The organism is Streptomyces sp. NPDC048664, assembly GCF_040650555.1.
In the GTDB taxonomy this organism is placed as follows: Bacteria; Actinomycetota; Actinomycetes; order Streptomycetales; family Streptomycetaceae; genus Streptomyces.
This window is the reverse complement of sequence record NZ_JBEZHK010000002.1, coordinates 217,897-239,493: the sequence shown is the minus strand read 5'-3', so window position 1 is coordinate 239,493 and position 21,597 is coordinate 217,897. Positions and strand designations below refer to the sequence as shown.

The window sequence follows — 21,597 nt, the reverse complement described above, 5'->3', positions numbered from 1 at the left end:
ACCGCACCTCCGCGCGCACTCGGCGGTCCTGCCCGCACAGGCCCTGGCGAGCCCGAAGGCCGAGGGCCTAGCGGGCCATCTCCTCCTTGAGGGCGGACACGAACTCGTCCACGTCGTCCTCGGTGGTGTCGAAGGAGCACATCCAGCGGACGTCGCCCGCCGCCTCGTCCCAGAAGTAGAAGCGGAAACGCTTCTGGAGGCGCTCGCTCACCTCGTGCGGGAGGCGCGCGAAGACGGCGTTGGCCTGCACCGGGTAGAGGATCTCGACGCCGTGGACCGCGCGGACGCCCTCCGCCAGCCGCTGGGCCATCTCGTTGGCGTGGCGGGCGTTGCGCAGCCACAGGTCCCTGGCCAGCAGGGCTTCCAGCTGGACCGACACGAAGCGCATCTTGGAGGCGAGCTGCATCGACAGCTTGCGCAGATGCTTCATGTGGCTGACCGCGTCCTGGTTGAGCACGACGACCGCCTCGCCGAACAGCGCGCCGTTCTTCGTGCCGCCCAGGGAGAGGATGTCGACCCCGACGGCGTTGGTGAACGTCCGCATCGGCACGTTCAGCGAGGCCGCCGCGTTGGATATGCGGGAGCCGTCCAGGTGCACCTTCATACCGTGCGCGTGGGCGTGCTCGCAGATCGCGCGGATCTCGTCGGGCGTGTAGAGGGTGCCCAGCTCGGTGCTCTGGGTGATCGAGACCACCTGCGGCATCGCGCGGTGCTCGTCGTCCCAGCCGTACGCCTGCCGGTCGATCAGGTCGGGCGTGAGCTTGCCGTCCGGCGTGGGCACCGTGAGCAGCTTCAGACCGCCCATGCGCTCGGGGGCGCCGCCCTCGTCCACGTTGATGTGCGCGCTCTCGGCGCAGATCACCGCGCCCCAGCGGTCGGTGACCGCCTGGAGCGCGACGACGTTGGCGCCGGTGCCGTTGAAGACCGGGAAGGCCTCGGCCGTGGCCCCGAAGTGGCTGCGGATGATCCGCTGGAGGTTCGCCGTGTAGTCGTCCTCGCCGTAGGCGACCTGGTGCCCGCCGTTGGCCACGGCCAGGGCGGCGAGCACCTCCGGGTGGGCCCCGGCGTAGTTGTCGCTCGCGAAGCCGCGGACCTCGGGGTCGTGGTGGCGGGACGCGTCGGTCCTGGGAGGGTTCACGGCTGCTCGGTCAGCCACAGACGGTTTCCGTTCACTTCGGCGGCGGATGTGTCCCAGACCCCGGCGATGGACTCGGCCAGGTCCTTGACGTCGGTGAAACCGGCGAACTTGGCGTTCGGGCGCTCGGCCCGCATCGCGTCGTGCACCAGCGCCTTCACGACCAGCACGGTGGCGGCGGAGGAGGGACCCTCCTCGCCCCCGGCCTTGCGGAAGGCGTCGGCCATGGCGAGGGTCCACGCCTCGGCCGCGGCCTTGGCGGCGGAGTACGCCGCGTTGCCGGCGGTCGGCTTGGACGCGCCGGCGGCGCTGATGAGGACGTACCGGCCGCGGTCGCTGCGCTGGAGGGCGTCGAAGAAGGCCAGCGAGGTGTGCTGCACCGTGCGGACCAGCGGCTTCTCCAGCATGTCCCAGTCGGCGAGGCTGGTGTCCGCGAAGGCGCTTCCGCCGCGCCAGCCACCCACCAGGTGCACCAGGCCGTCGACCCGGCCGAAGTCCTTCTCGATGTGGTCCGCCCAGTCGCGGACGGACTTGAGGTCGAGCAGGTCGACCTTCTCGCCCACGACGCTGGCGCCGCCGTGCGCGTAGCGGGCCGCGTCGACGGCCTCGGCCAGCCGCTCCGGGCTGTTGTCCGAGCCGACGACGGTCGCGCCCGCCTCGGCCAGCCGCATCAGCACCGCCCGGCCGGCGGCGCCACCCGCGCCTGCCACCGCGATGACCGCGCCGCTCAGCGGTCCGTTGCCGTTCGCCATGTTCTCCCCGTTCCCCATGTTCGCCTCCTGCTCGGCCGCGTCGGTGCGGTCGCTCACGCGGCCTGCTCGGCGCTCTGTGCCGTGATGCCCTTGGTCGAGGCGATCACGTTCTTCAGCTTCTTCTGGAGCGCCTCATAGAACATGCTCAGCGGAAACTCGTCCGGAAGCACGTCGTCGACGAGCTTACGCGGCGGCAGCGACAGGTCGAGCGCGTCCGGGCCCTTGGCCCAGCGGGAGCCCGGGTGCGGGGCGAGGTAGGTGGAGACCAGCTCGTACGCCTTGAACCAGTGGACCAGCTTGGGGCGGTCGATGCCCTCGCGGTACAGCGTCTCGATCTCGCCGCAGAGCTGGTTGGTGATCTGCGGGGCACGCTGCCAGTCGATGTGGAGCTTGTTGTCCGTCCAGCGCACGACGTCGTGCTTGTGCAGGTAGGCGAAGAGCAGCTGGCCGCCGAGCCCGTCGTAGTTGCGGTTGCGGTCACCGGTGAGCGGGAAGCGGAACATGCGGTCGAAGAGCACCGCGTACTGGACGTCGCGGCCCTGCGCGAAGCCGTCGGCCTCCAGCCGCACGGCCTCCTTGAAGGCGGTGAGGTCGCAGCGCAGCTCCTCCAGGCCGTACATCCAGAACGGCTGGCGCTGCTTGATCATGAACGGGTCGAACGGCAGGTCGCCGTGGCTGTGGGTGCGGTCGTGGACCATGTCCCAGAGCACGAAGGCCTGCTCGCAGCGCTGCTGGTCGTGCACCATCGCGGCGATGTCCTCGGGCAGCTCCAGGCCCAGGGTGTCCACGGCGGCGTCGGTGACCCGGCGGAAGCGGGCGGCCTCGCGGTCGCAGAAGATGCCGCCCCAGGTGAAGCGCGCGGGCGCCTCGCGCACGGCGATGGTCTCCGGGAAGAGGACCGCCGAGTTGGTGTCGTAGCCCGGGGTGAAGTCCTCGAAGGTGATGCCGCAGAAGAGCGGGTTGTCGTAGCGGGTGGCCTCGAGTTCGGCGAGCCACTCGGGCCAGACCATCCGCAGCACGACGGCTTCCAGGTTGCGGTCCGGGTTGCCGTTCTGCGTGTACATCGGGAAGACGACCAGGTGCTGGAGCCCGTCCCGGCGGTCGGCCGCGGGGTGGAAGGCGAGCAGCGAGTCCAGGAAGTCCGGGACGCCGAAGCCCTCGTCGGCCCAGCGGCGCAGGTCCTTCACGAGCGCCTCGTGGTACGCGGCGTCGTGCGCGACGAGCGGCGAGAGCTCGGTGACGGCGTCCGCCACACGGCGCACGGCGTCCTCGGCCGCCGCGCGCTCGGGCGCGCCCTCGGCGTCGAAGTCGATGGATCCGTCCGCCGACTGCCATGGCCGGATCTGTTCCACGGCACCCTTGAGCGCGGGCCAAGCCGGGTGATCCACCACCCTGCCCTCCGGAGGAACCTGTCCCTCCGCACCCACCTGCACAAGAATTTCCGTCATGACCCAACCTCCACGGGAGAACCTCGCGTAAGGACACCGTATGGGTTAACCGTTTCTTCCGGCAAGAGGACGATCGGGAAATTATCCTGCGCTCCCCCGGCGTCGCCGCTCTTTTTCCTGCCGTACGCCACCGGGACAACGAGAGTCACTACCCGCCCCGGAGGCGGGGCATGCGGGACGCGAAGTGATCCGGCTCACCGGAATCCCCGCCTCCGCGAGGCGGCCGGGGCGGAGCCCGCCGGCGCCGCGGTACCGGGAGGCCGCGAACCCGACGGCGAAGTCCAGCCACGCACGGACGCCCCGGCGCCGGCGCGGGAGCCCGCCCGGGCCACCGCCCGAGTCAACACATGTTTGACGCGCCCACGGAAGGGTGAGGCGCAACCGGTGGCGCCGTCGGATTTCCCCCGCGCCGCGCCCCCATTGCCTCGCGCAGGGGCGGGTTCAGCGGGGAGCAGGACCACTAGGCTGCGCCCAGCCGCGCCGGTACGGCAGCGCCGCGCGGCAGCCGAGCCCGCCGTCGACGGAAGCGAGTTGAACCTTGAACTTCCTCACCATCGGTCACCGCGGAGTCATGGGCGTCGAGCCCGAGAACACGCTCCGGTCGTTCGTCGCCGCCGAGCGCGCGGGCCTCGACGTGATCGAACTCGATCTCCATCTGAGCAAGGACGGCGCCCTCGTCGTCATGCACGACGCCGACGTGGACCGCACGACCGACGGCACGGGGCCGATCGCCGAACGGACCCTCGCCGAACTGCGCGCGCTCGACGCGGGGCGCGGTGAGCGCGTTCCCGTCTTCGAGGAGGTCCTCGACACGGTGGGGGCACCGCTCCAGGCGGAGATCAAGGACGTCGCCGCGGCGCAGGCGCTGGCCGAGGTCATGCGCCGCCGTGACCTGGTCGGGCGCGTCGAGGTGCTGTCGTTCCACGACGAGGCGATCACCGAGATCGCCCGCCTCGTGCCCGGTGTGCGCACCGCGCTGGTCGCCAGCCGCTACGGGACCGACGTCGTGGACCGCGCCGTCGAGTCCGGTGCCGCGGCGCTCTGCCTGAACATCCGCCGGCTGACCCTGGAGGTCGTCGAGCGGGCGCGCAAGGCCGACCTGAGGATCTACGGCTGGGTCGTCAACACCCTGGACCAGCTGCGCCTGGTGCGCGCCCTCGAACTGGACGGGGCGACCACGGACTACCCGGAGATCAAGCGGACCGGCCGCTTCACCGCCTGACCCGCGCCGCCGATCCGTGCTCCGGCCCCGCCCGGGCCAGGTCAGGTCAGCGGCTTGACCAGCAGTTCGAACTGCAGGTCGTCGCGCTGCGGGATGCCGACGCGCTCATCGCCGTACGGGAACGGCGACATCTGACCCGTACGGCGGTAGCCGCGCCGCTCGTACCAGGCGATGAGTTCGTCGCGGACCGAGATCACGGTCATCCGCATCTGGGAAACCCCCCAGACCGTGCGCGCCGAGCGCTCCGCCTCGGCGAGGACCACCTTGCCCAGGCCCGCCCCCTGGAGCGCGGGGCTGACCGCGAACATGCCGAAGTAGGCGTGCTCACCGCGATGTTCGAGCTGGCAGCAGGCGACCGTCTCCCCGCCGCGCTCGGCGAGGAGCATCCGGCTGCCGGGTTCCTGGACGATCGCGCGGATCCTGTCGCGGTCGGTGCGGCGCCCCTTGAGGATGTCCGCCTCGGTGGTCCAGCCGGCCCGGCTGGCGTCACCCCGGTAGGCGGACTCGATCAGCGCGACCAGGGCGTCGACGTCGGACCCGGTCGCGTCACGGAAGGTCGGGGCGGTGGTGGCGCTCTCCATGGACGGCTTCCTCCGGCTGGTGGTGGCGCGGCGCGGACACCGACGAGGGTAGCCCCGCCGGTAGGCTCCGGACGCATGGTCCATGTACTGAGCAGCCGGGTACTCCTGCGCCCCGTCGACCCGGAGCGCTCCCGGGCCTTCTACGGCGAGATGCTCGGCCTCCCGGTCCACCGGGAGTTCGGCACCGGCCCGGATCGCGGCGTCGTGTACTTCCTCGGCGGTGGATTCCTTGAGGTGTCGGGCCGGGGCGACGCTCCCGCCTCCCCCGCGCTCAGGCTCTGGCTCCAGGTCGAGGACGTGGCGGCCGCCCACGGGGAACTGGCCGACGCCGGGGTCCGGATCGTCCGGCCGCCCGTGCGGGAGCCGTGGGGCCTGATCGAGATGTGGATCGAGGACCCGGACGGCACCCGGATCGTGCTCGTGCAGATCCCGGCCGACCACCCCCTGCGGTACCGCCCCGGGATCTGATGCCGCCGACCGGCCTCGGACATAGCCTGCCAGGGGGGACCCGCGACACGAGAGGCGGCTCATGAAGCTCGACAAGCCGGTGACCGACGGACCCTGCTGGACGGAGCTGGGGACCAGCGACCTGGAGGCGGCGGGGCGGTTCTACGCCGACCTGTTCGGCTGGCGGACCCGGACCGATCCACGTCAGGAGGCGAGCGGGTACACGGTCGCCCGACTGGGCGACGCGCCGGTGGCGGCGATGTCGCCCCGCTACCAGGACACGCAACCCGTCGCCTGGAACGTGGCGTTCTCGGTCACCGACGCGGACAAGGCGGCCGAGGCGGTGCGGGAGGCCGGCGGCACGGTGATCCTGATGCCGAGGGACATCTTCGACGCGGGCCGGCTCACGGTCGCCCGCGATCCGGGCGGCGCCGTCTTCCAGATGTGGCAGCCGCGCGCCTTCACCGGCGCGGGGGTGTTCAACGCTCCCGGATCGCTCGGCTGGGTCGAACTGCTGACCCGCGCGCCCGCGGAGGTCACCGACTTCTACACGGCGGTCTTCGGCTGGACGGTGCACCCCCTGGAGGAGTACACGCAGTGGGGCATCGACGGCGCCGACTTCGGCGGCATGCTGGAGATGGGCGAGGGGTTCCCGCACGAGGTGCCCTCGCACTGGCTGCCGTACTTCGCCGTCGAGGACGTCGACCTGACCGCGGACGCGGCGGTGCGCGCGGGCGGCATCGTGCTGACCCAGCCGACGACGGTGCCGCACGGGCCGCGCATAGCGATCCTCAAGGACCCGCAGGGCGCGTTGTTCGGCGTGCACGCGGTGGACCACGAACACTAGGGCCTGTCCGAGGGAGGTGTGCCCCGGGGTACTCCCAGCCTGCCTTCCAGTTGGACGAGCAGTTCGGCGAGCAGCGCGGCCAGGTCGCGCCGGCCGTCGTCGTGCAGGCCGGACAGGACCGCCTTCTCGTAGGAGAGCTGCTCGGGCAGGACGCCGTCGACGATGTCGCGGCCCGCCTCGGTGAGCCGGACATGGGCGACGCGGCGGTCCCTGGTGTCGCCGCGCCGCTCGATCAGGCCCCGTTCGGTCAACTGCTTGAGGCGTTTGGTCACGGCGGCTCCGGAGGCGAACGTCTCCCGGGCGAGGTCACCGGGTGTCAGTTCATGACCCGTTCGGCGCAGCGCGCCCAGGACGTCGAACTCGGGCCGGGTGAGCCCCGCGCGGCGCAGTGGGGCGTCCTCGGCCTGCTGGAACAGCGCCGCGCACCGGTTGATCCGTCCGATGATCTCCATGGGGCCGGTGTCGACGTCGGGGCGGACGGTCCGCCACTGGCGTACGACGGCGGCGACGATGTCACCCGCCGGGTCGAGGCCCGGTCGCGCCGCGGCCCTTCCCGGGCCCCGCCCGCTCTCCCCGTTCCCCGTCTCCGCGCGTCCGTCCGCTGCCGTCATACCCGTACGCCTTCTCCCGTGTGCGGACCCTGCCGTCGTACCGCCTCGGCGAGCGTACGGTGCCCGGCCTGTTCGACGTGCCGCACACGCTCCTCGGGCAGGGCGCGCAGCCACCACTCGCCGGCCGCGGTGTCGGCCGTGGCCCGCAGTTCCACGACGGCGGCGGCCAGATGACGGCGCGCGGCCTCCAGCGCGCCCGGGTCGGGATGCTCGGCGGCCAGGGCGTGGACCGCGTGCCCACGGGCCACCTCCACGGCGTCGAGCGCGCGTTCGAGACGGTGGCCCGCCCGTCTGTTGGTGACGGCGATCGCGGCGACGAGTCCGACGAGCGCACCGAGGACGCAGTCCAGGACCCGGTCGGTCATCAGGGCGCCGGGTTCCTGAGGGTGGCCGAACTCCGTGATGAACAGGGCCATCGGGGTCACACAGACGCTGCCCAGCCAGTAGTTGCGGCTGATCAGCGCCTCGGCGCCGAAGGCGAGGGCCACGCCGCACAGCACGAGGGCCGCCTGACTCGCGTGGGCCAGGGGGGCCAGAGCGGCGAAGAGGAGGACACCCGCGAGATTGCCGACGACCCGTTGGACGCCGCGACTCCAGGTGAGGGTGACGTTGGCCTGGTAGAGCGAGGCCGCGGTGACCAGCGCCCAGTAGGGGCGGCCGACGCCCAGCGCGAGCGAGGCGTATCCGGCCGACGCGCAGCCGAGCGCGGTGCGCAGCGCGAGTGGGGCGACCGAGGACCATCGGGTGCGCGGCGCGGCGGGGGCGGCCGGTGCTGACGGGGCGGGCGTCGGGCGCGACAGACGGTGCCTCGGGTCCCGCTCGTCCCGCTCGTCCGCCGCGCCGAGCTGCTCTCCGGCGGTGCCGCGCAGGGCGCGGGCCCAGGAGCGCAGTCGCTCCGGGTCGCTGTCCAGGGGTGCCGCCAGCGCGATCTCGGCCCGGACGACGAGTTGTCCCAGGGCGTGCCGTAGGCCGGTGGGTGCGCCCGCGGTGAGCAGCGACCGCCAGGCTCCGTGCACGGCGGCCGCGGCTTCGGCCCGTGCGCCGGCCGTCCCGGTCTCGACGAACGCGGCGGCGGCACTCAGCGCCGAGGCGGTGGCACGCCGCTCGGGACCGTACGGCCTGAGCAGCCCGGGGGCCATGCCCACGAGCCATGCCCAGGCTCCCGCCGCGGCCGCGAGAGCCAGGTGGGCGGGCACCTGGCCGAGGGACTGCGGGGCGAACAGTGCCGCCGACGACACGAAGGTGAAGATCACGTTCCCCGGCGGTCCGACCACGGTCACGTCGCACAGGGCCTTCTGCCCGGCCGCGAGCAGCGCGCCGACGGTCACGAGCAGGACCGCGTCGGTGGTCAGCGAGGCGGTGACGAGGGCGACCGCGAGACCGCCGAGCATGCCGAGGGCGACCGCGGCCAGGACCCGGGCGCGGGCGGCATAGGGGCGGTGGTGCGCGTACAGGGCGCAGAGGGAGCCGGCCATCGTGTAGACCGCCAGGTCGAGGCGGCCGAGGGCGAGCAGGGCGAGGTTCGGCGGGGCGACGGCGGCCGCCACGCTGAGGGCGGGTTTGAACCAGATCTCCGAGGGCCTGCCCGGGCGCAGCAGCCCGGACAGCGGGAGGGGGTGGACTCGGGTCCTGCGGGGGGTTCCGGGGGCCGTGCTGCTCATGACGAGAAGCTTAGCAAGTGTTTTACAGGTAAATGAGCCTCCATGCGCTCCCCGTACCCCCATGCGCTCGCGTGCGCACCGATGGTGACGGGCATGCCCCTCGTGACCGTCCGAGACCGTGGAGCGGGGAGGTGCGCGGTGCACGGACCGACTTCGCCCGGTTGGCTGCTGGTCGCGCTGTGCGCGGCGACCGGGGCCTACTGCCTGCTGCGGATGCGCAGCAGGCTGGAGGAGCAGCGCCGGGCCGCGGGGGGCGAGGCTCTGATGGGGTTCGCGATGGCGGTGATGGCCCTGCCCGCCACCGTGGTCGAGCCGCCGCGCTGGGCGTGGATCGCCTACGCCGTGGTGTTCGGCACCGTCGCGGTGCGGACACTGGCCACCGCACGCGGGAGCGCGCACCATCTGCACCATCTGGTGGGGGCGTTCGCGATGGCCTACATGGCGGCCGCGATGGCGGCCGGGGGCCGTCACGGCCACGGCGGCGGCACGGCTCCCGTGACGGGGGTGCTGCTGGCGTACTTCGCCGGGTACGTGCTGTGGTCCGGGGTGCGGCTGGTCCCGGTCGCCGCACCGGCCGCGGGCGGGGGCGTGGGCGGGCGCGCCGTCGGCTGGGGCGACCGGCCGGAACTCGCCCTCGCCTGCCGTCTGGCCATGGCGATGGCGATGCTGGCGATGCTCCTCGCCGTCTGAACCGCGGGCACGCGCCACGCCCGTGGCGTACGTCACTTGCCTTCGCATCACGTATCCCGCGACGACGCCCCGCTCATAGGCTGCGGCCCATGATGGTCCCCGCGGCACTGCTGCTGCTCGGCGCCCTGACCGCCGTTCTCGCTCCGCGGCTGCTCGCTCGCGCGAACTGGCCGGACCGGGAACCCGTGGTCGCCCTGTGGGTGTGGCAGTGCGTCGTGGTGGCCGTGCTGGTGTGCTGCGCGTTGTCGATGACGCTGAGCGCGGCGGCCGCCTGGGCCGCGGTGCGCGGCCATGTGTTCGCCTCCGCGCCGAGTCCGGTCGTGGCCGCCTACGCGTTCGGCGGCGCGAGCGCCTGGGCCGCGCCCACGGCCGTGGCGCTCGCCTGCGGCGGCGCGTGGACCGCGGCGATGCTGGTGCGCGAGGTCGTCCGCGCGCGCTCGCGGCGGCGCCGTGACCGTGCGGAGCTGCTCGTCAGGTCGCCGCTGCTGCCGGGCGAGGAACCGGCCGGCGACCGCCTGACGATCCTGGAGGGGGAACGCGCGGACGCCTGGTGGCTGCCCGGACCGTCCCCCCAACTGGTCATCACCACGGGTGCGTTGCGCCGCCTCAAGGGCTCGCGCCTGGACGCCGTGCTCGCCCACGAGCAAGGGCACGCCCGGGCCCGGCACGACTGGCTGCTGCACTCGTCCGCCGCGCTGGCGAACGGCTTTCCGCAGGTGCCGGTGTTCGCCGCGTTCCGCGAGGAGATGCACCGCCTGGTGGAACTCGCCGCGGACGACACGGCCTCGCGACGCCACGGCCGCCTCACGACCGCGCTCGCCCTGGTCGAACTCAACGAGGGCAAGGGGGTGTTCGGCCCCTGCCCCACCCCGCACGCCCATGTCCCGCACCGTGTCCGCCGACTGCTCACCCCCGCCGACCGCCTCCCGGCGGCGCGACGACTGCGGCTGACGGCGACGGCCGCGCTGGTGCCGGCGATCCCCGTGCTGGTCGCGTTCGTCCCGGGACTGCACGCTCTGCACTAGGAGCCTGGCGGGCAGGCGCACTTGACCGTGATCGAGGGGCTCCCGCACGATCGGCCTCGTGACGGTCAAAGGCGTGCTCTTCGATTTCTCCGGCACTCTCTTCCGTGTCGAGTCCACCGCATCGTGGCTCCGGGCGGTGCTGCACGAGACGGGCACCGCGCCACCCGACGCCGGCGTCCCCCACACCGCGGCGCTCCTGGAGGCAGCGGGCGCGCTGCCCGGCGGCGCGAACCCCGACGGGCCGCTGCCGGCCGGCCTCGCGGCCCTGTGGGCGGTGCGCGACACCAGCGCCGAGGCGCACCGGGCCGCCTACACGGCCCTCTCCCGGCGGGTTCCCCTGCCGGACCCCCGTCTGCACGACGCGCTGTACGACCGCCATATGACGCCCGCCGCCTGGCAGCCCTACCCCGACACCGCCGAGGTGCTGAGCGCACTGCGCGGGCGGGGCGTGGCCGTCGGCGTGGTCAGCAACATCGGCTGGGACCTGCGCCCCGTCTTCCGTGACCACGGGATCGACGCCTACGTCCACACGTACGCGCTGTCCTACGAGCACGGCATCCAGAAGCCCGACGTCCGGCTGTTCGCGCTGGCCTGCGACGCCCTGGGGGTCGACCCGCGAGCCGCTCTCATGGTCGGCGACGACCGTCGCGCGGACGGCGGCGCGGCCGAACTGGGCTGCGCGGTGCACTTCGTCGACCACCGCCCGGTGACCGAGCGCCCGGACGGCCTGCGCCCGGTGCTCGACCTGATCGACTGAGGGCGACGGCGAAGCGCCTGCTCTGGGCCATCCCCCGTGTGACCCAGGGCAGGCGTCGCCATCCCCCGGACCTCGTCCGGACGGACGTGGTCCGGACCGCGCCGATTATAGTTGGTTGGCAGCCAGTCAACGCAGGAGTCCAGGATGTCGCCGCGCAGCGCCTCGGTCAATGAAGAGTTGCGGCGACGTTCCCGCGAAAGGCTCCTGTACGCGGCGGTCGAACTGGTCGGCGAGCGCGGCTACGAGGCGACGACCCTCGCCGACATAGCGGACCGCGCCGGATCCGCGCGCGGGCTGGTGTCGTACTACTTCCCGGGCAAGCGCCAGCTCCTCCAGTCGGCCGTCCACCGGCTCATGCACCGCACCCTCCAGGAAGCGCTGGAGCGCGAGCCCCGCACCGACGACGGCCGGGAGCGGATGGCCCGGGCCATCGACGCGATCCTGGGCCTGACCGTTCACCACACCGTGCTCATGCGTCAGCACATGGCGGGGATCCTCCAGGCCGAGGGGTTCGTCCAGTGCCCCGAGCAGCAGCGACTGGCGGAGCTGCTGCGGGACACGGTCGCCCGGCACGGGTCGACGGACCCCGGTGCGGACTACCCCACGCTGCGCGCCCTGCTGATGGGGGCCGTCTACGCGGCCCTGGTGCCGGGTGCCCCGATGCCCGTGCCCGTCCTGCGGGCCGAGCTGTTCGCACGCTACGGACTCGCCCGGGAGATGGGCAGCCCGCCGGGCCGGGAGGACGCCGGCGCGGCGCGCGAGGCCCACGACAGGGATCTGTCGCGGTTCTTCGCGACGGAGAGCCGGCCTCCCGACGCCTGACCGCGCCCGGGGCTTGCCAGGCGACAGGTCTGGCGTTATTAATAAATGGACGTTCATTTATTAAGAGGAGGAAGCACGATGGGACGCCCCCGAGGGGTCGAGGACGCGGTGATCCTGCGCGCGACCGCCCAGGTCATGGGCCGGGTGGGCCCCGCGGGCCTCACGCTGGCGGCCGTGGCGCGCGAGGTCGGGCTGGTGCCCGGCACCCTGGTGCAGCGCTTCGGGTCCAAGCACGGCCTGCTGCTGGCGCTGGCCGACCGGTCCGCCCGGGAGGCGGGCGAGCTGGCCGGGCGGGTGCGCCAGGAGCACGACTCGGTCCTCGGGGCCCTGGCGGCGCTGACCGTCCAGTCGGCGGCCGGGATGACCACCCCGCGGACGTTCGCCCACCATCTGGCGTTCCTGTGCATGGATCTCACCGATCCGCAGCTCTACGAGCACGCCCTGGCCGTTCACCGGGCGCGGCGGGAGGCGACCGAGGCGCTCCTGGCGGAGGCGGTCGACAACGGCGAGCTCCGCGCCACGACACCGGTCGCCCCGCTGGCCCGCACGCTCCAGGCGGTGACCGCCGGCGCGGGCCTGACCTGGGCACTCGAACGCGACGGCCCCCTCGAACAGCGTCTGCGGCAGGAGTTCGACGCCGCGCTGGCCCCGCACCTGCCGCACCCCGACGAGACACCCCTGGAGGAAGCATGACGACCGGAACACGGCCGCTGACCGGAAGGGTCGCCCTGGTCGCGGGCGGCACCCGGGGCGGCGGACGGGGCATCGCCGTCGAACTCGGCGCGGCCGGAGCGACGGTGTACGTCACCGGCCGCAGCAGCACGGCGGGCCACTCCCCCCTCGACCGCCCGGAGACGATCGAGGAGACGGCCGAGGCGGTCACGGCCGCGGGCGGTCTCGGTGTCGCCGTCCGCACCGACCACAGCAGCCCCGACGAGGTGCGGGCCCTCGTGGCGCGGATCGCGGCGGAGCAGGAGGGACGGCTGGACGTCCTGGTCAACTCCGTGTGGGGCGGGGATCCGCTGACCGACTGGGAGCACCCCTTGTGGGAGCAGGATCTCGAGACCGGACTTCGGCTGCTGCGCCAGGCGGTGGAGACCCATGTGATCACCAGCCGGTACGCGCTGCCGCTGATGGTCGCGCGAGGGAGCGGCCTGGTGGTGGAGGTGACCGACGGCAACACCGCGCGCTACCGGGGCTCGCTCTTCTACGATCTGGCGAAGTCCTCGGTGATCCGTCTGGCCGTCGCCCAGGCCGCCGAACTGAGGCCGCACGGTGTCGCGGCCGTGGCGATCACGCCCGGCTTCCTGCGCTCGGAGGCCATGCTGGAGCACTTCGGCGTCACCGAGGCCACCTGGCGCGACGGGGTCGAGAAGGACCCGGACTTCGCCCACTCCGAGACCCCGGCCTATCTGGGCAGGGCGGTGGCCGCGCTGGCCGCCGACCCCCGGATCATGGCCAAGTCCGGACGGGCCCTGGCCACCTGGGGCCTGTACCGGGAGTACGGGTTCACGGACGCCGACGGCACACAGCCGGACTTCGCCGCCCACTGGGCCAAGGACCTCGCGGAGCGGTACGGCCCGCTCGGCGAACCGCTGTGACGACCACGGGCCGGTGCCGCGGCGGCCACGCGCCGCCCGTCAAGGCGCAGCGGCGGGGCGGACGTCGCCCGGTACGGCGACGGCTCGGGACCGTGGTGCGCGGTCACCGTCGGGCGTGACGCGGGGGCAGGTACCCCGCGTCGCGCGCGCCGCCGATCAGCTTGAGGCACTGGCGCCGGCTGCGTCCCGTGACGCCCATGACGGCGGACACCGGGTCGGCTCCCCTGCTCCGGGCGGCGAGATACTCCTCGGCGATCCGGCGCACCCCTTCCGCGCCGGACACGAGCCCGGGGGCGGGCTCCTCGGCAGGGGCGGGCGGCAGGTCGGCGGTCAGCCCGCAGACCGTGAGCAGCGGCTCCTCGATGCGGTCCGCGAGCGCCACCAGGTCGTCCAGGCACAGGGGCGGCTGGGCCCGCACCTCCTCGATCGCGACCCGGTCCCCGGACACCACGGCCAGGACGTCGACCTGCCCTCCGCCTGGCAGGTGGAGGCGGACCGAGAGCCACGTCGTGACGTCACCGCGCTCCCGCAGTTCCCACGCGGGGCACACGGACACGGCTCCGTCCGTCGGCAAGTGATCGGAAAAATCCTGAAAGGACACTTCGAGCACAGACGCAACGTAAGCGAACGATCACATACCATGCGAAAGCCACGCACGGCACGGTCACTCGACCGGACCCCGTCGGGCCGGCGTCGTATCGGCTCGCCCCTCTCCCCTCCGGCCGTGCGCGGTGCAATGCTGGAACCGTCAGCGATCCAGCGATCTCCTCAGCGAGGGAGTTCCGCCGTGCTGCATGTCGCCGTCGTCGGCTCCGGGCCGAGCGGGGTCTACACCGCCCAGAGCCTTGTCCAGCAGGACCCGCTGGTGCGCGTGGACGTCCTGGACCGGCTGCCCTGCCCGTACGGTCTCGTGCGGTACGGCGTGGCCCCCGACCACGAGAAGATCAAGTCTCTGCAGGGCAACCTCCGCTCCGTCCTGGAGCAGGAGCGGATCCGGTTCCTCGGCGGCGTCCAGGTCGGCGGCGCGGGCGGGGTGTCGCCGGCGCGGCTGCGGGAGCTCTACCACGCGGTCGTCTACTGCGTGGGGGCCGCGACGGACCGGCAGCTCGGCGTCCCGGGCGAGGAACTGCCAGGAAGCTGGTCGGCGACCGAGTTCGTGGCCTGGTACAGCGCGCACCCGGACGCCCTGCCCGGCGGCTTCGTCCCCGGTGCGCGCACCGCGGTGGTGATCGGCGTCGGGAACGTCGCGGTCGACGTGACCCGGATGCTGGCCCGGGCGGCGCCGCAGCTCAGCCCCACGGACCTGCCGCAGGCGGCCCTCACCGCGTTCGCGGAGAGCAAGGTCACCGAGGTGCACATGGTGGGGCGGCGCGGCCCGTCGCAGGCCCGCTTCACCACCAAGGAACTGCGGGAACTGGGCTCGCTGCCGGACACCGAGGTGGTCGTGGAGGAGGCCGAGCTGGCACTCGACCCCGGGTACGCCGACCCTTCCGGCCTGCCGGCCCCGCAGCGGCGCAACATCGAGGTGCTGCGCGACTGGGCCGCCGCTCCGCCGCGGGGCGCCCTGCGGCGGATCCGGCTGCGCTTCTTCCTGCGCCCCGTCGAACTCCTCTCCGACGCCGGCCGCGTGGGCGCGGTGCGGTTCGAGCGGACGCTGCCCGACGCGGCAGGCGGGATCACGGGCACGGGCCGGTACGAGGAGATCGAGGCGCAGTTGGTGCTGCGCTCGGTCGGATATCGCGGAGTGCCCCTGGAGGGGCTGCCGTTCGACGGGGCGGGAGGCACGGTGCCGCATGAGGCGGGCCGGGTGCTGCGCGAAGGCGGCGTCTGTCAGGGGGAGTACGTGGCCGGGTGGATCAAGCGCGGCCCGACGGGTGTCATCGGCACGAACCGGTCGTGCGCGAAGGAGACGGTCACGTCGCTGCTTCAGGACGCGCCCCGACTCCTGCGGCGCGAGGTTCCCGAGGACGCCCTGCCGGCGCTGCGGGCGGACGGCCTGGCACCCGTCGGATGGGACGGCTGGCTCGCGATCGAGCGCGCGGAGGCGGAACTCGGTGCCTCACTCGGCCGATCGGTGGTCAAACTCCCCGACTGGCCCTCCCTCAGGGCCGCGGCGAGCACCGCGGCCCCCTGAGACGACCGTCCGCCACCGACGCGGGGTCTGCCGCCGGATCCACGTGCCGACCACCGTGGCCCGGGGTCTTCGTACGGCCCCGGTCCCCGTACGGCCCCGGTCCCGTAGGGCTCGGATCTACGTGTAGCCCGGGGCCTCCGCACAGCCCGGCCGTCCGCGCAGCCCCCGGGGCCTCCCTACAGCCTGGGACTCCGTACAGCCCGGCCCTCCATGCAGCCCCCGGGGCCTCCGTACAGCCTGGGACTCCGTACAGCCCGGCCCTCCATGCAGCCCCCGGGGCCTCCGTACAGCCTGGATCTCCGCACGGCCCGGGGCTCCGTACAGCCCCCGGGGCCTCCGTACAGCCTGGATCTCCGCACGGCCCGGGGCTCCGTACAGCCTCGGGGTCTCCGTACGGCCCGACCCGTACGGCCTGGGACTCCGCGCGGCCCGGGGCCGCTGTATGGCCCGGGGCCTCCGTATGACGTGGGACTCCGTTGGCACCGGGGCTCCGAAGGGTCTGCGTCGCCGTAGCCCCCGAGGTGCCTTGCCGTCCGGGTGCGCCGGGCCTCGGGTCAGCCGGTTGTGCGTCCCCATGTCGGGCCGAACCGTGCCCATGCCTCGTCCCACTGCTCCATCCGCCGCCGTTCCAGGCGGTCGCGGACCACGCGCCCGGCCATCAGGGGGACCGCGGCGGCGCCTGCGCCCATCAGCGCGCCGAACAGGTTCGCGCGCGTCCGCGCCTCGGACGCGGTGTCGGGTGTGGTCACCAAGGAGCCTCCGCGGTCCGTCCACACCGTCACGGCGGTGCCTTCGGGGCTGCGGGCCGCCACGCGCACCTGGCCCGTGCGGGTGGAGCCGTCCGCCGACGTCCAGCGCGCCGTGGCCCACACCCTGCCCCCGCCGGCCGCGGTCGCGGCGGTCTCCTTCGGCGCGTCCTCGGCGAGCAGGGCCGCGAGCGGATGCCACGTGGCCCGCTCCCGGGCCAGATCACGCTCCACCGAGTGCGCCGCGGCCACGCCCGCCAGCACCCCCGCGATCACGGTCACGGTCCAGACCGCCAGCACGACCCACGCCTCCAGTGTGTCGACGCGGCGCCGCAGCGGACTGCTCCGCCACCGCCACAGCCACACCCCGAAGCCGCGACCGCGGATCGTCGTGGTCGAAGGCAGCCACCTCATCGATGGAATCCTCCTCAAGCGCGCCGGGATCACCTCGGACACCCCCGTCCGCCCTCCCATACGGGCCCGGCCGCCGCAGTGCTCAGTCCGCCCTCGGTTGCCCCTTGGTCCGCCCCGGCCGAAAACCGCCCCTCGACCGCCGCGCGATCCGGACGCCGGCCTCTCCCACTCCCGGCAACACGTCCTTTGACCTGCGTGGACACGATGCCCGAGGCTGGATGTCAGTGCCGCGGTGCACCTGGCCCGTGTCTGGAACAACGACGTTTCGGAGGTGACCGGCATGGCTGAGGTCCTGCTCGCGGTGGGCACGCGCAAGGGGTTGTTCATCGGGCGACGGCGAGGCGGAGCCTGGGAGTTCGACGAGAGCCCGTACTTCAACGCGCAGGCCGTCCCCTCGGTCGCCCTCGACACCCGGGCCCCCGTCCCCCGCCTGCTGGCCGCGGGAGACAGCGCGCACTGGGGACCGTCCGTCTTCCACTCCGACGACCTGGGCCGCACCTGGACCGAACCGGCTCGGCCCGCCGTCACGTTCCCCAAGGACACGGGCGCTTCCCTGGAGCGCGTCTGGCAGTTGCACCCGGCCGCCGCGGAGCCGGAGGTGGTGTACGCGGGGACGGAGCCGGCCGCCCTGTACCGCTCCGAGGACCGGGGGGAGAGCTTCTCCCTGGTGCGGGCGCTGTGGGAGCACCCGACGCGCGGCAGCTGGGTGCCGGGCGGCGGAGGCGAGGGGCTGCACACCGTGGTCACGGACGAGCGGGACCCCAAGGCGGTGACGGTCGCCGTGTCGACGGCCGGAGTCTTCCGCACCCAGGACGGCGGCGAGAGCTGGAGACCGTCGAACTCCGGTGTCTCCGCGGTGTTCCTGCCCGACCCGCACCCGGAGTTCGGCCAGTGCGTCCACAAGATCGCACAGGACGCGACCGCCCCCGACCGGCTCTATCTGCAGAACCACTGGGGGGTGTACAGAAGCGACGACGCGGGGGCCCACTGGACGGACATCGGCGCGGGACTGCCGTCGACCTTCGGGTTCGCCGCGGCGGCCCACCCGCACCGCGGGGAGACGGCCTACGTATTTCCCATCACCGCGGACGCGGACCGTGTCCCGGCCGACCGCCGCTGCCGCGTCTTCCGCACCGCGGACGCGGGCGGAAGCTGGGAGCCGCTCACCGCCGGGCTGCCGGAGGAACACCACTACGGCACGGTGCTGCGGGACGCGTTGTGCACGGACGACGACGACCCGGCGGGCGTCTACTTCGGCAATCGCAACGGCGAGTTGTTCGCGTCGGCGGACGACGGCGACAGCTGGCGGCAGCTCGCCTCGCATCTGCCGGACGTGCTGTGCGTACGAGCGGCGGTGATCGCCTGACGACACCGCCCGCGCGGGGCTGGGGCTGGGGCTGTTGCGAAGGTGGCCTCGGGCCGATCATCCAGCGTCGCCCTCGGGCCACCGGTTGATCGCCGACGCGTGTACGGCAGTAGGGTGACGGCCGTGGCACCACGACCGTTGCATGAGATCGTCGAACCCGGCTGGGCGAAAGCCCTGGAACCCGTGTCCGCGCGGATCGCCGACATGGGGGACTTCCTGCGTGCGGAGATCGCCGCGGGACGCACCTACCTCCCCGCGGGCGCGCACGTCCTGCGGGCGTTCCAGCAGCCCTTCGACGACGTCCGCGTCCTGATCGTCGGCCAGGACCCCTACCCCACTCCCGGGCACGCGGTGGGGCTGTCCTTCTCGGTCGCACCGGAGGTACGGCCGCTACCGGGCAGTCTGATCAACATCTTCAGAGAACTCAACACGGACCTGGGCCTTCCCGCACCATCCAACGGCGATCTGACGCCCTGGACCCAGCAGGGGGTGCTGCTCCTCAACAGGGCGCTCACCACGGCCCCTCGACGGCCCGCGGCACACCGGGGCAAAGGGTGGGAGGAGGTCACCGAACAGGCCATCAGGGCGCTGGCCGCGCGCGGCAAGCCGCTCGTGTCCATCCTGTGGGGGCGCGACGCCCGCAATCTGCGGCCTCTGCTCGGCGATCTGCCCTCGGTGGAGTCGGCTCATCCGTCCCCGATGTCGGCGGATCGGGGGTTCTTCGGTTCGCGGCCGTTCAGCCGGGCCAACGACCTGCTGGTGCGACAGGGCGGCCAACCGGTGGAATGGGGTCTGCCGTAGCGTCGTCGCGTTCTTCGAGGCGCTCGAACCTCCGGGCACCGAAGACGTGTTGTGGCGGAACGGGCGAGAAGGGCGACTCATCCCCCGTGCCGGAAAAGGGTGGTTGATCCCGGTTCGCAAGGGAGAAGTCAGACCGTGACGATCGTTTCTTATCGGTACGTCACTCATCCGACAAAACCGGACGGATACCGCTCAGCCGACCCCTCCCCGAACAGGGGAACCGACAAATTGAGTAGCATGCGGCGCCATGAGCTCCTCCACCGGCCCCGCTTCCGGCCTGCCCGTACGAATGCCGCGACCCCGCCAGCCCGGTCGGCACCGCCGCCCGGAACCCATGGCGGCTCCTGAGGGGGCGCCCGCGCTGGTCCTCGCGGTGCCGGGCACGCCCAGCGCCGCCACGCGCGGCCTCGCCGAAGAGGTCGTCAGCATCGCGCGTTCCGAGCTCCCCGGCCTCGACGCCCGGATCGGCTACCTGGACGGGGACGACGCCGAGTTCCCCCTGCTCCAGTCGGTTCTCGCGGGCGCCGCCGAGGAGCGCACCGCCCGCTTCGAGCAGGCCGCTGCCGCGGGTATGGACGTCAAGGAGCCGGACGGCCCCGTCGCCGTGGTGGTGCCGCTGCTGGCCGGACCGGACAGCGCTCTGCTGCGCCGGGTGCGCCAGGCCGTCATGGAAAGCCGCGTCGCGGCCGATCTGACCGACTCGCTCGGCCCGCACCCGCTGCTCGCGGAGGCCCTGCACGTGCGCCTGTCCGAGGCCGGCCTGGCCCGCGCCGACCGCGCCCGGCTGTTCACCGTGGCGACGGCCGCCGACGGCATCATCCTCGCCTCGGTGGGCGGTGACGAGGCCGTGCAGGCGGCCGGGATCACGGGCATGCTGCTGGCCGCGCGCCTGGCCGTGCCGGTGATGGCCGCGGCCCTGGACGAGGAGGGCTCGATCGCCTCCGTCGCCGAGCAGCTGCGCTCCTCCGGTTCGCAGCAGCTCGCGCTCGCCCCGTACCTGATCGGCCCGGAGCTCGAGGCCGGGCTGCTCGACGCCGCCGCCGAGGAAGCCGGCTGCCCCGCCGCCGAGGCGCTCGGCCCGTACCCGGCGATCGGCAAGCTGGCCCTGGCCAAGTACACGACGGCGCTCGGTATCGCCCCGCAGCAGATGCAGGGCGCCCCGGTGCGCTGAGCCCGGACGGGCCGAGTGCCCACCTCGCGCAGGGCGAAGGGCCCGTTCCGGAAGTCCGGAACGGGCCCGTCGCCGCGTCGCCGGGTCGGTGGCCCGAACACGTCCCACCGGGAGCCCCCGCGGCCCCGGGCAACCGCACCGGCCACACGCGGCTCGCCGGTCCTACGACATCGCCCCTGACCAGCACCCCTCGCCGAACCGTCCGGCTCCCAGCGCCCCGGGCCCCGGCTCAGCGGAACACGATGCAGGACGCTGCCGGGGCCGGCACCGAGCCGCGGTGTCGTGGGACGCCCGTGCTCGGGTCCGGGGAGAACCAGGTGATGTCGCCGGACCGTTCGCCCGCGACGTACAGGAATCCGCCGTGCAGGGCGAGCGCCCGCGGCCAGACTCCCCCGCACGGCACCGTGCTCACCAGCCGCAGTCCGTCGTCCGCGACGGCGAACACGGAGATCACGTCCGGCCCGCGTGTCGCGGTCCACACGAAGCACCCGTCGGGTGAGACCACGATCCCCGACGGCCAGGCGCCGCCCGCGGGCACCTCACGCAGCACGGGCGTCTCGAAGAGCGGTTCGAGCACGCCCCGCTCGGCGTCCCAGCCGCAGCCGACGACGGTCGGCGTCAACTCGTTCAGGACGTAGGCCCGTCTCCCGTCCGGGTGGAACGCCAGATGGCGGGGCCCCGAACCGGGACGCGAGCGGATCTCGCGCCTCACCGCCAGCGCGCCGCCCTCGAAGGATCCCACCCGCACGGAGTCCGTTCCGAGGTCGACACTGAGGATCCACCGGCCGTCCGGGTCGGGCAGGACCTGATGGGCGTGCGGGGACCGCTGGCGGTCCAGGACCGGCCCCGAGCCCTCGTGCCGCAGCACGGCCGCCGCACCGGCGACGAGGGTGCCGTCCTCGCGCAGCGGGACGGCCGTGACGCTTCCGGAACCGTAGTTGGCGGTCAGGACATGCCCCGCGTGCACGCTCAGGTGCGTGGGCCCGTCGGCGGCGACGGGGACGGGCGGACCGGCGGGCAGCAGCCGGTCGCCGTGGCGGTGGTAGGCGGCGACCCTGCCGTCCGGCGTCTCCGACACCGCGTACAGCAGGGCGCCGGACAGTGCCAGGTAGGACGGGTCGGGCAGGTCGTCCACGGCGCTGCGCACGCTCAGCGCGCCGCTGCCCGGGTCGACGTCGGCCACGAGGATCCCGCGGCCGCCCGCCGACGTGAACGAGCCGATGTACGCCCTGCTCTCCGGCTTCTCCGGCTTCTGCGGCTGCCGCCGCTCGCGACCGTCCACCACTGCCGTTGCCTCCCGCCGCCGTCCCCTCGGGTGCGCCCCTCGGGCTCGTTCACCGCGCCGCCGACGGTACCGGCGACGCCG

At 73.4% G+C, this 21,597-nt stretch carries 22 protein-coding genes; 13 read left to right on the top strand and 9 right to left on the bottom strand.

Annotation, left to right across the window (positions count from 1 at the left end; translation table 11 throughout):
• Positions 1-67: 67 nt before the first annotated feature.
• Genes AB0C59_RS02985 through AB0C59_RS02975 form a run of 3 tightly spaced genes read right to left on the bottom strand, consistent with a single transcriptional unit; the run spans position 68 to position 3,335 of the window.
• Positions 68-1,138, bottom strand: coding sequence for a low specificity L-threonine aldolase (locus tag AB0C59_RS02985; RefSeq protein WP_363000366.1), 1,071 nt, complete (start codon positions 1,136-1,138; stop codon positions 68-70).
• On the bottom strand, positions 1,135-1,887 hold the full coding sequence (locus AB0C59_RS02980; protein ID WP_363000615.1) for an SDR family NAD(P)-dependent oxidoreductase: 753 nt from the start codon (positions 1,885-1,887) through the stop codon (positions 1,135-1,137). The genes AB0C59_RS02985 and AB0C59_RS02980 overlap by 4 nt, the downstream gene beginning before the upstream one ends.
• Positions 1,888-1,940: 53 nt before the next feature.
• Positions 1,941-3,335: a DUF6421 family protein gene (locus AB0C59_RS02975; protein WP_363000365.1), complete on the bottom strand. Its 1,395-nt coding sequence runs from the start codon at positions 3,333-3,335 to the stop codon at positions 1,941-1,943.
• Positions 3,336-3,873: 538 nt separating this feature from the next.
• Here AB0C59_RS02975 and AB0C59_RS02970 point away from each other — a divergent pair.
• Positions 3,874-4,557: a glycerophosphodiester phosphodiesterase family protein gene (locus AB0C59_RS02970; protein WP_363000364.1), complete on the top strand. Its 684-nt coding sequence runs from the start codon at positions 3,874-3,876 to the stop codon at positions 4,555-4,557.
• A 41-nt stretch (positions 4,558-4,598) separates the two neighbouring features.
• Here the strand turns inward: AB0C59_RS02970 and AB0C59_RS02965 are convergent, their stop codons facing one another.
• A complete protein-coding gene (locus tag AB0C59_RS02965) occupies positions 4,599-5,138 on the bottom strand; it encodes a GNAT family N-acetyltransferase (protein ID WP_363000363.1) in 540 nt (179 codons plus the stop codon).
• Positions 5,139-5,213: 75 nt separating this feature from the next.
• Between AB0C59_RS02965 and AB0C59_RS02960 the strand changes: the two genes are divergently transcribed.
• Together AB0C59_RS02960 and AB0C59_RS02955 are read left to right on the top strand one after the other, a co-directional pair.
• Positions 5,214-5,606, top strand: a complete 393-nt coding sequence (locus AB0C59_RS02960; protein WP_363000362.1) for a VOC family protein — start codon at positions 5,214-5,216, stop codon at positions 5,604-5,606.
• Between the two features lie 61 nt (positions 5,607-5,667).
• Positions 5,668-6,432 (top strand): VOC family protein, encoded by a 765-nt coding sequence (locus AB0C59_RS02955; RefSeq protein ID WP_363000361.1) that lies wholly within the window; start codon positions 5,668-5,670, stop codon positions 6,430-6,432.
• On the opposite strand, the gene AB0C59_RS02950 is transcribed toward AB0C59_RS02955, so the two are convergent.
• Both AB0C59_RS02950 and AB0C59_RS02945 read right to left on the bottom strand, forming a co-directional pair.
• Entirely contained in the window at positions 6,429-7,043 is a 615-nt protein-coding gene (locus tag AB0C59_RS02950) for a MarR family transcriptional regulator (protein WP_363000360.1), read from the bottom strand. The genes AB0C59_RS02955 and AB0C59_RS02950 overlap by 4 nt on opposite strands.
• Entirely contained in the window at positions 7,040-8,704 is a 1,665-nt protein-coding gene (locus AB0C59_RS02945; protein ID WP_363000359.1) for an FUSC family protein, read from the bottom strand. The genes AB0C59_RS02950 and AB0C59_RS02945 overlap by 4 nt, the downstream gene beginning before the upstream one ends.
• Positions 8,705-8,842: 138 nt before the next feature.
• On the opposite strand from AB0C59_RS02945, the gene AB0C59_RS02940 reads away from it, so the two are divergent.
• From AB0C59_RS02940 to AB0C59_RS02915, 6 genes are all read left to right on the top strand, one after another.
• The gene (locus tag AB0C59_RS02940) at positions 8,843-9,394 is read left to right on the top strand and encodes a DUF5134 domain-containing protein (protein WP_363000358.1); all 552 of its coding nucleotides are present in this window, start codon (positions 8,843-8,845) and stop codon (positions 9,392-9,394) included.
• Between the two features lie 89 nt (positions 9,395-9,483).
• A complete protein-coding gene (locus AB0C59_RS02935) occupies positions 9,484-10,419 on the top strand; it encodes a M56 family metallopeptidase (RefSeq protein WP_363000357.1) in 936 nt (311 codons plus the stop codon).
• Positions 10,420-10,477: 58 nt separating this feature from the next.
• A complete protein-coding gene (locus AB0C59_RS02930; RefSeq protein ID WP_363000356.1) occupies positions 10,478-11,176 on the top strand; it encodes an HAD-IA family hydrolase in 699 nt (232 codons plus the stop codon).
• A 144-nt stretch (positions 11,177-11,320) separates the two neighbouring features.
• Positions 11,321-11,998 (top strand): helix-turn-helix domain-containing protein, encoded by a 678-nt coding sequence (locus tag AB0C59_RS02925; protein WP_363000355.1) that lies wholly within the window; start codon positions 11,321-11,323, stop codon positions 11,996-11,998.
• Positions 11,999-12,076: 78 nt separating this feature from the next.
• A complete protein-coding gene (locus tag AB0C59_RS02920; protein WP_363000354.1) occupies positions 12,077-12,691 on the top strand; it encodes a helix-turn-helix domain-containing protein in 615 nt (204 codons plus the stop codon).
• Positions 12,688-13,599, top strand: coding sequence for an SDR family oxidoreductase (locus tag AB0C59_RS02915; RefSeq protein ID WP_363000353.1), 912 nt, complete (start codon positions 12,688-12,690; stop codon positions 13,597-13,599). Before AB0C59_RS02920 ends, AB0C59_RS02915 begins: the two co-directional genes overlap by 4 nt.
• A 103-nt stretch (positions 13,600-13,702) precedes the next feature.
• Here the strand turns inward: AB0C59_RS02915 and AB0C59_RS02910 are convergent, their stop codons facing one another.
• Positions 13,703-14,149 carry a DUF6214 family protein gene (locus AB0C59_RS02910; RefSeq protein WP_363000352.1) on the bottom strand — a complete coding sequence of 149 codons (447 nt, stop codon included), beginning with the start codon at positions 14,147-14,149 and terminating at the stop codon, positions 13,703-13,705.
• A 237-nt stretch (positions 14,150-14,386) separates the two neighbouring features.
• Between AB0C59_RS02910 and AB0C59_RS02905 the strand changes: the two genes are divergently transcribed.
• The gene (locus AB0C59_RS02905) at positions 14,387-15,733 is read left to right on the top strand and encodes an FAD-dependent oxidoreductase (RefSeq protein WP_363000351.1); all 1,347 of its coding nucleotides are present in this window, start codon (positions 14,387-14,389) and stop codon (positions 15,731-15,733) included.
• 554 nt (positions 15,734-16,287) lie between these two features.
• Here the strand turns inward: AB0C59_RS02905 and AB0C59_RS02900 are convergent.
• Positions 16,288-16,893 (bottom strand): hypothetical protein, encoded by a 606-nt coding sequence (locus tag AB0C59_RS02900; protein WP_363000350.1) that lies wholly within the window; start codon positions 16,891-16,893, stop codon positions 16,288-16,290.
• A 280-nt stretch (positions 16,894-17,173) separates the two neighbouring features.
• On the opposite strand from AB0C59_RS02900, the gene AB0C59_RS02895 reads away from it, so the two are divergent.
• The 3 genes from AB0C59_RS02895 (at position 17,174) to AB0C59_RS02885 (ending at position 20,231) form a co-directional block, all read left to right on the top strand.
• Positions 17,174-18,259 carry an exo-alpha-sialidase gene (locus AB0C59_RS02895; protein ID WP_363000349.1) on the top strand — a complete coding sequence of 362 codons (1,086 nt, stop codon included), beginning with the start codon at positions 17,174-17,176 and terminating at the stop codon, positions 18,257-18,259.
• Between the two features lie 123 nt (positions 18,260-18,382).
• Positions 18,383-19,060: a uracil-DNA glycosylase gene (locus AB0C59_RS02890; protein ID WP_363000348.1), complete on the top strand. Its 678-nt coding sequence runs from the start codon at positions 18,383-18,385 to the stop codon at positions 19,058-19,060.
• Between the two features lie 247 nt (positions 19,061-19,307).
• Positions 19,308-20,231, top strand: coding sequence for a hypothetical protein (locus AB0C59_RS02885; protein ID WP_363000347.1), 924 nt, complete (start codon positions 19,308-19,310; stop codon positions 20,229-20,231).
• A 229-nt stretch (positions 20,232-20,460) separates the two neighbouring features.
• Here the strand turns inward: AB0C59_RS02885 and AB0C59_RS02880 are convergent, their stop codons facing one another.
• On the bottom strand, positions 20,461-21,516 hold the full coding sequence (locus tag AB0C59_RS02880; protein WP_363000346.1) for a lactonase family protein: 1,056 nt from the start codon (positions 21,514-21,516) through the stop codon (positions 20,461-20,463).
• Positions 21,517-21,597: the final 81 nt, after the last annotated feature.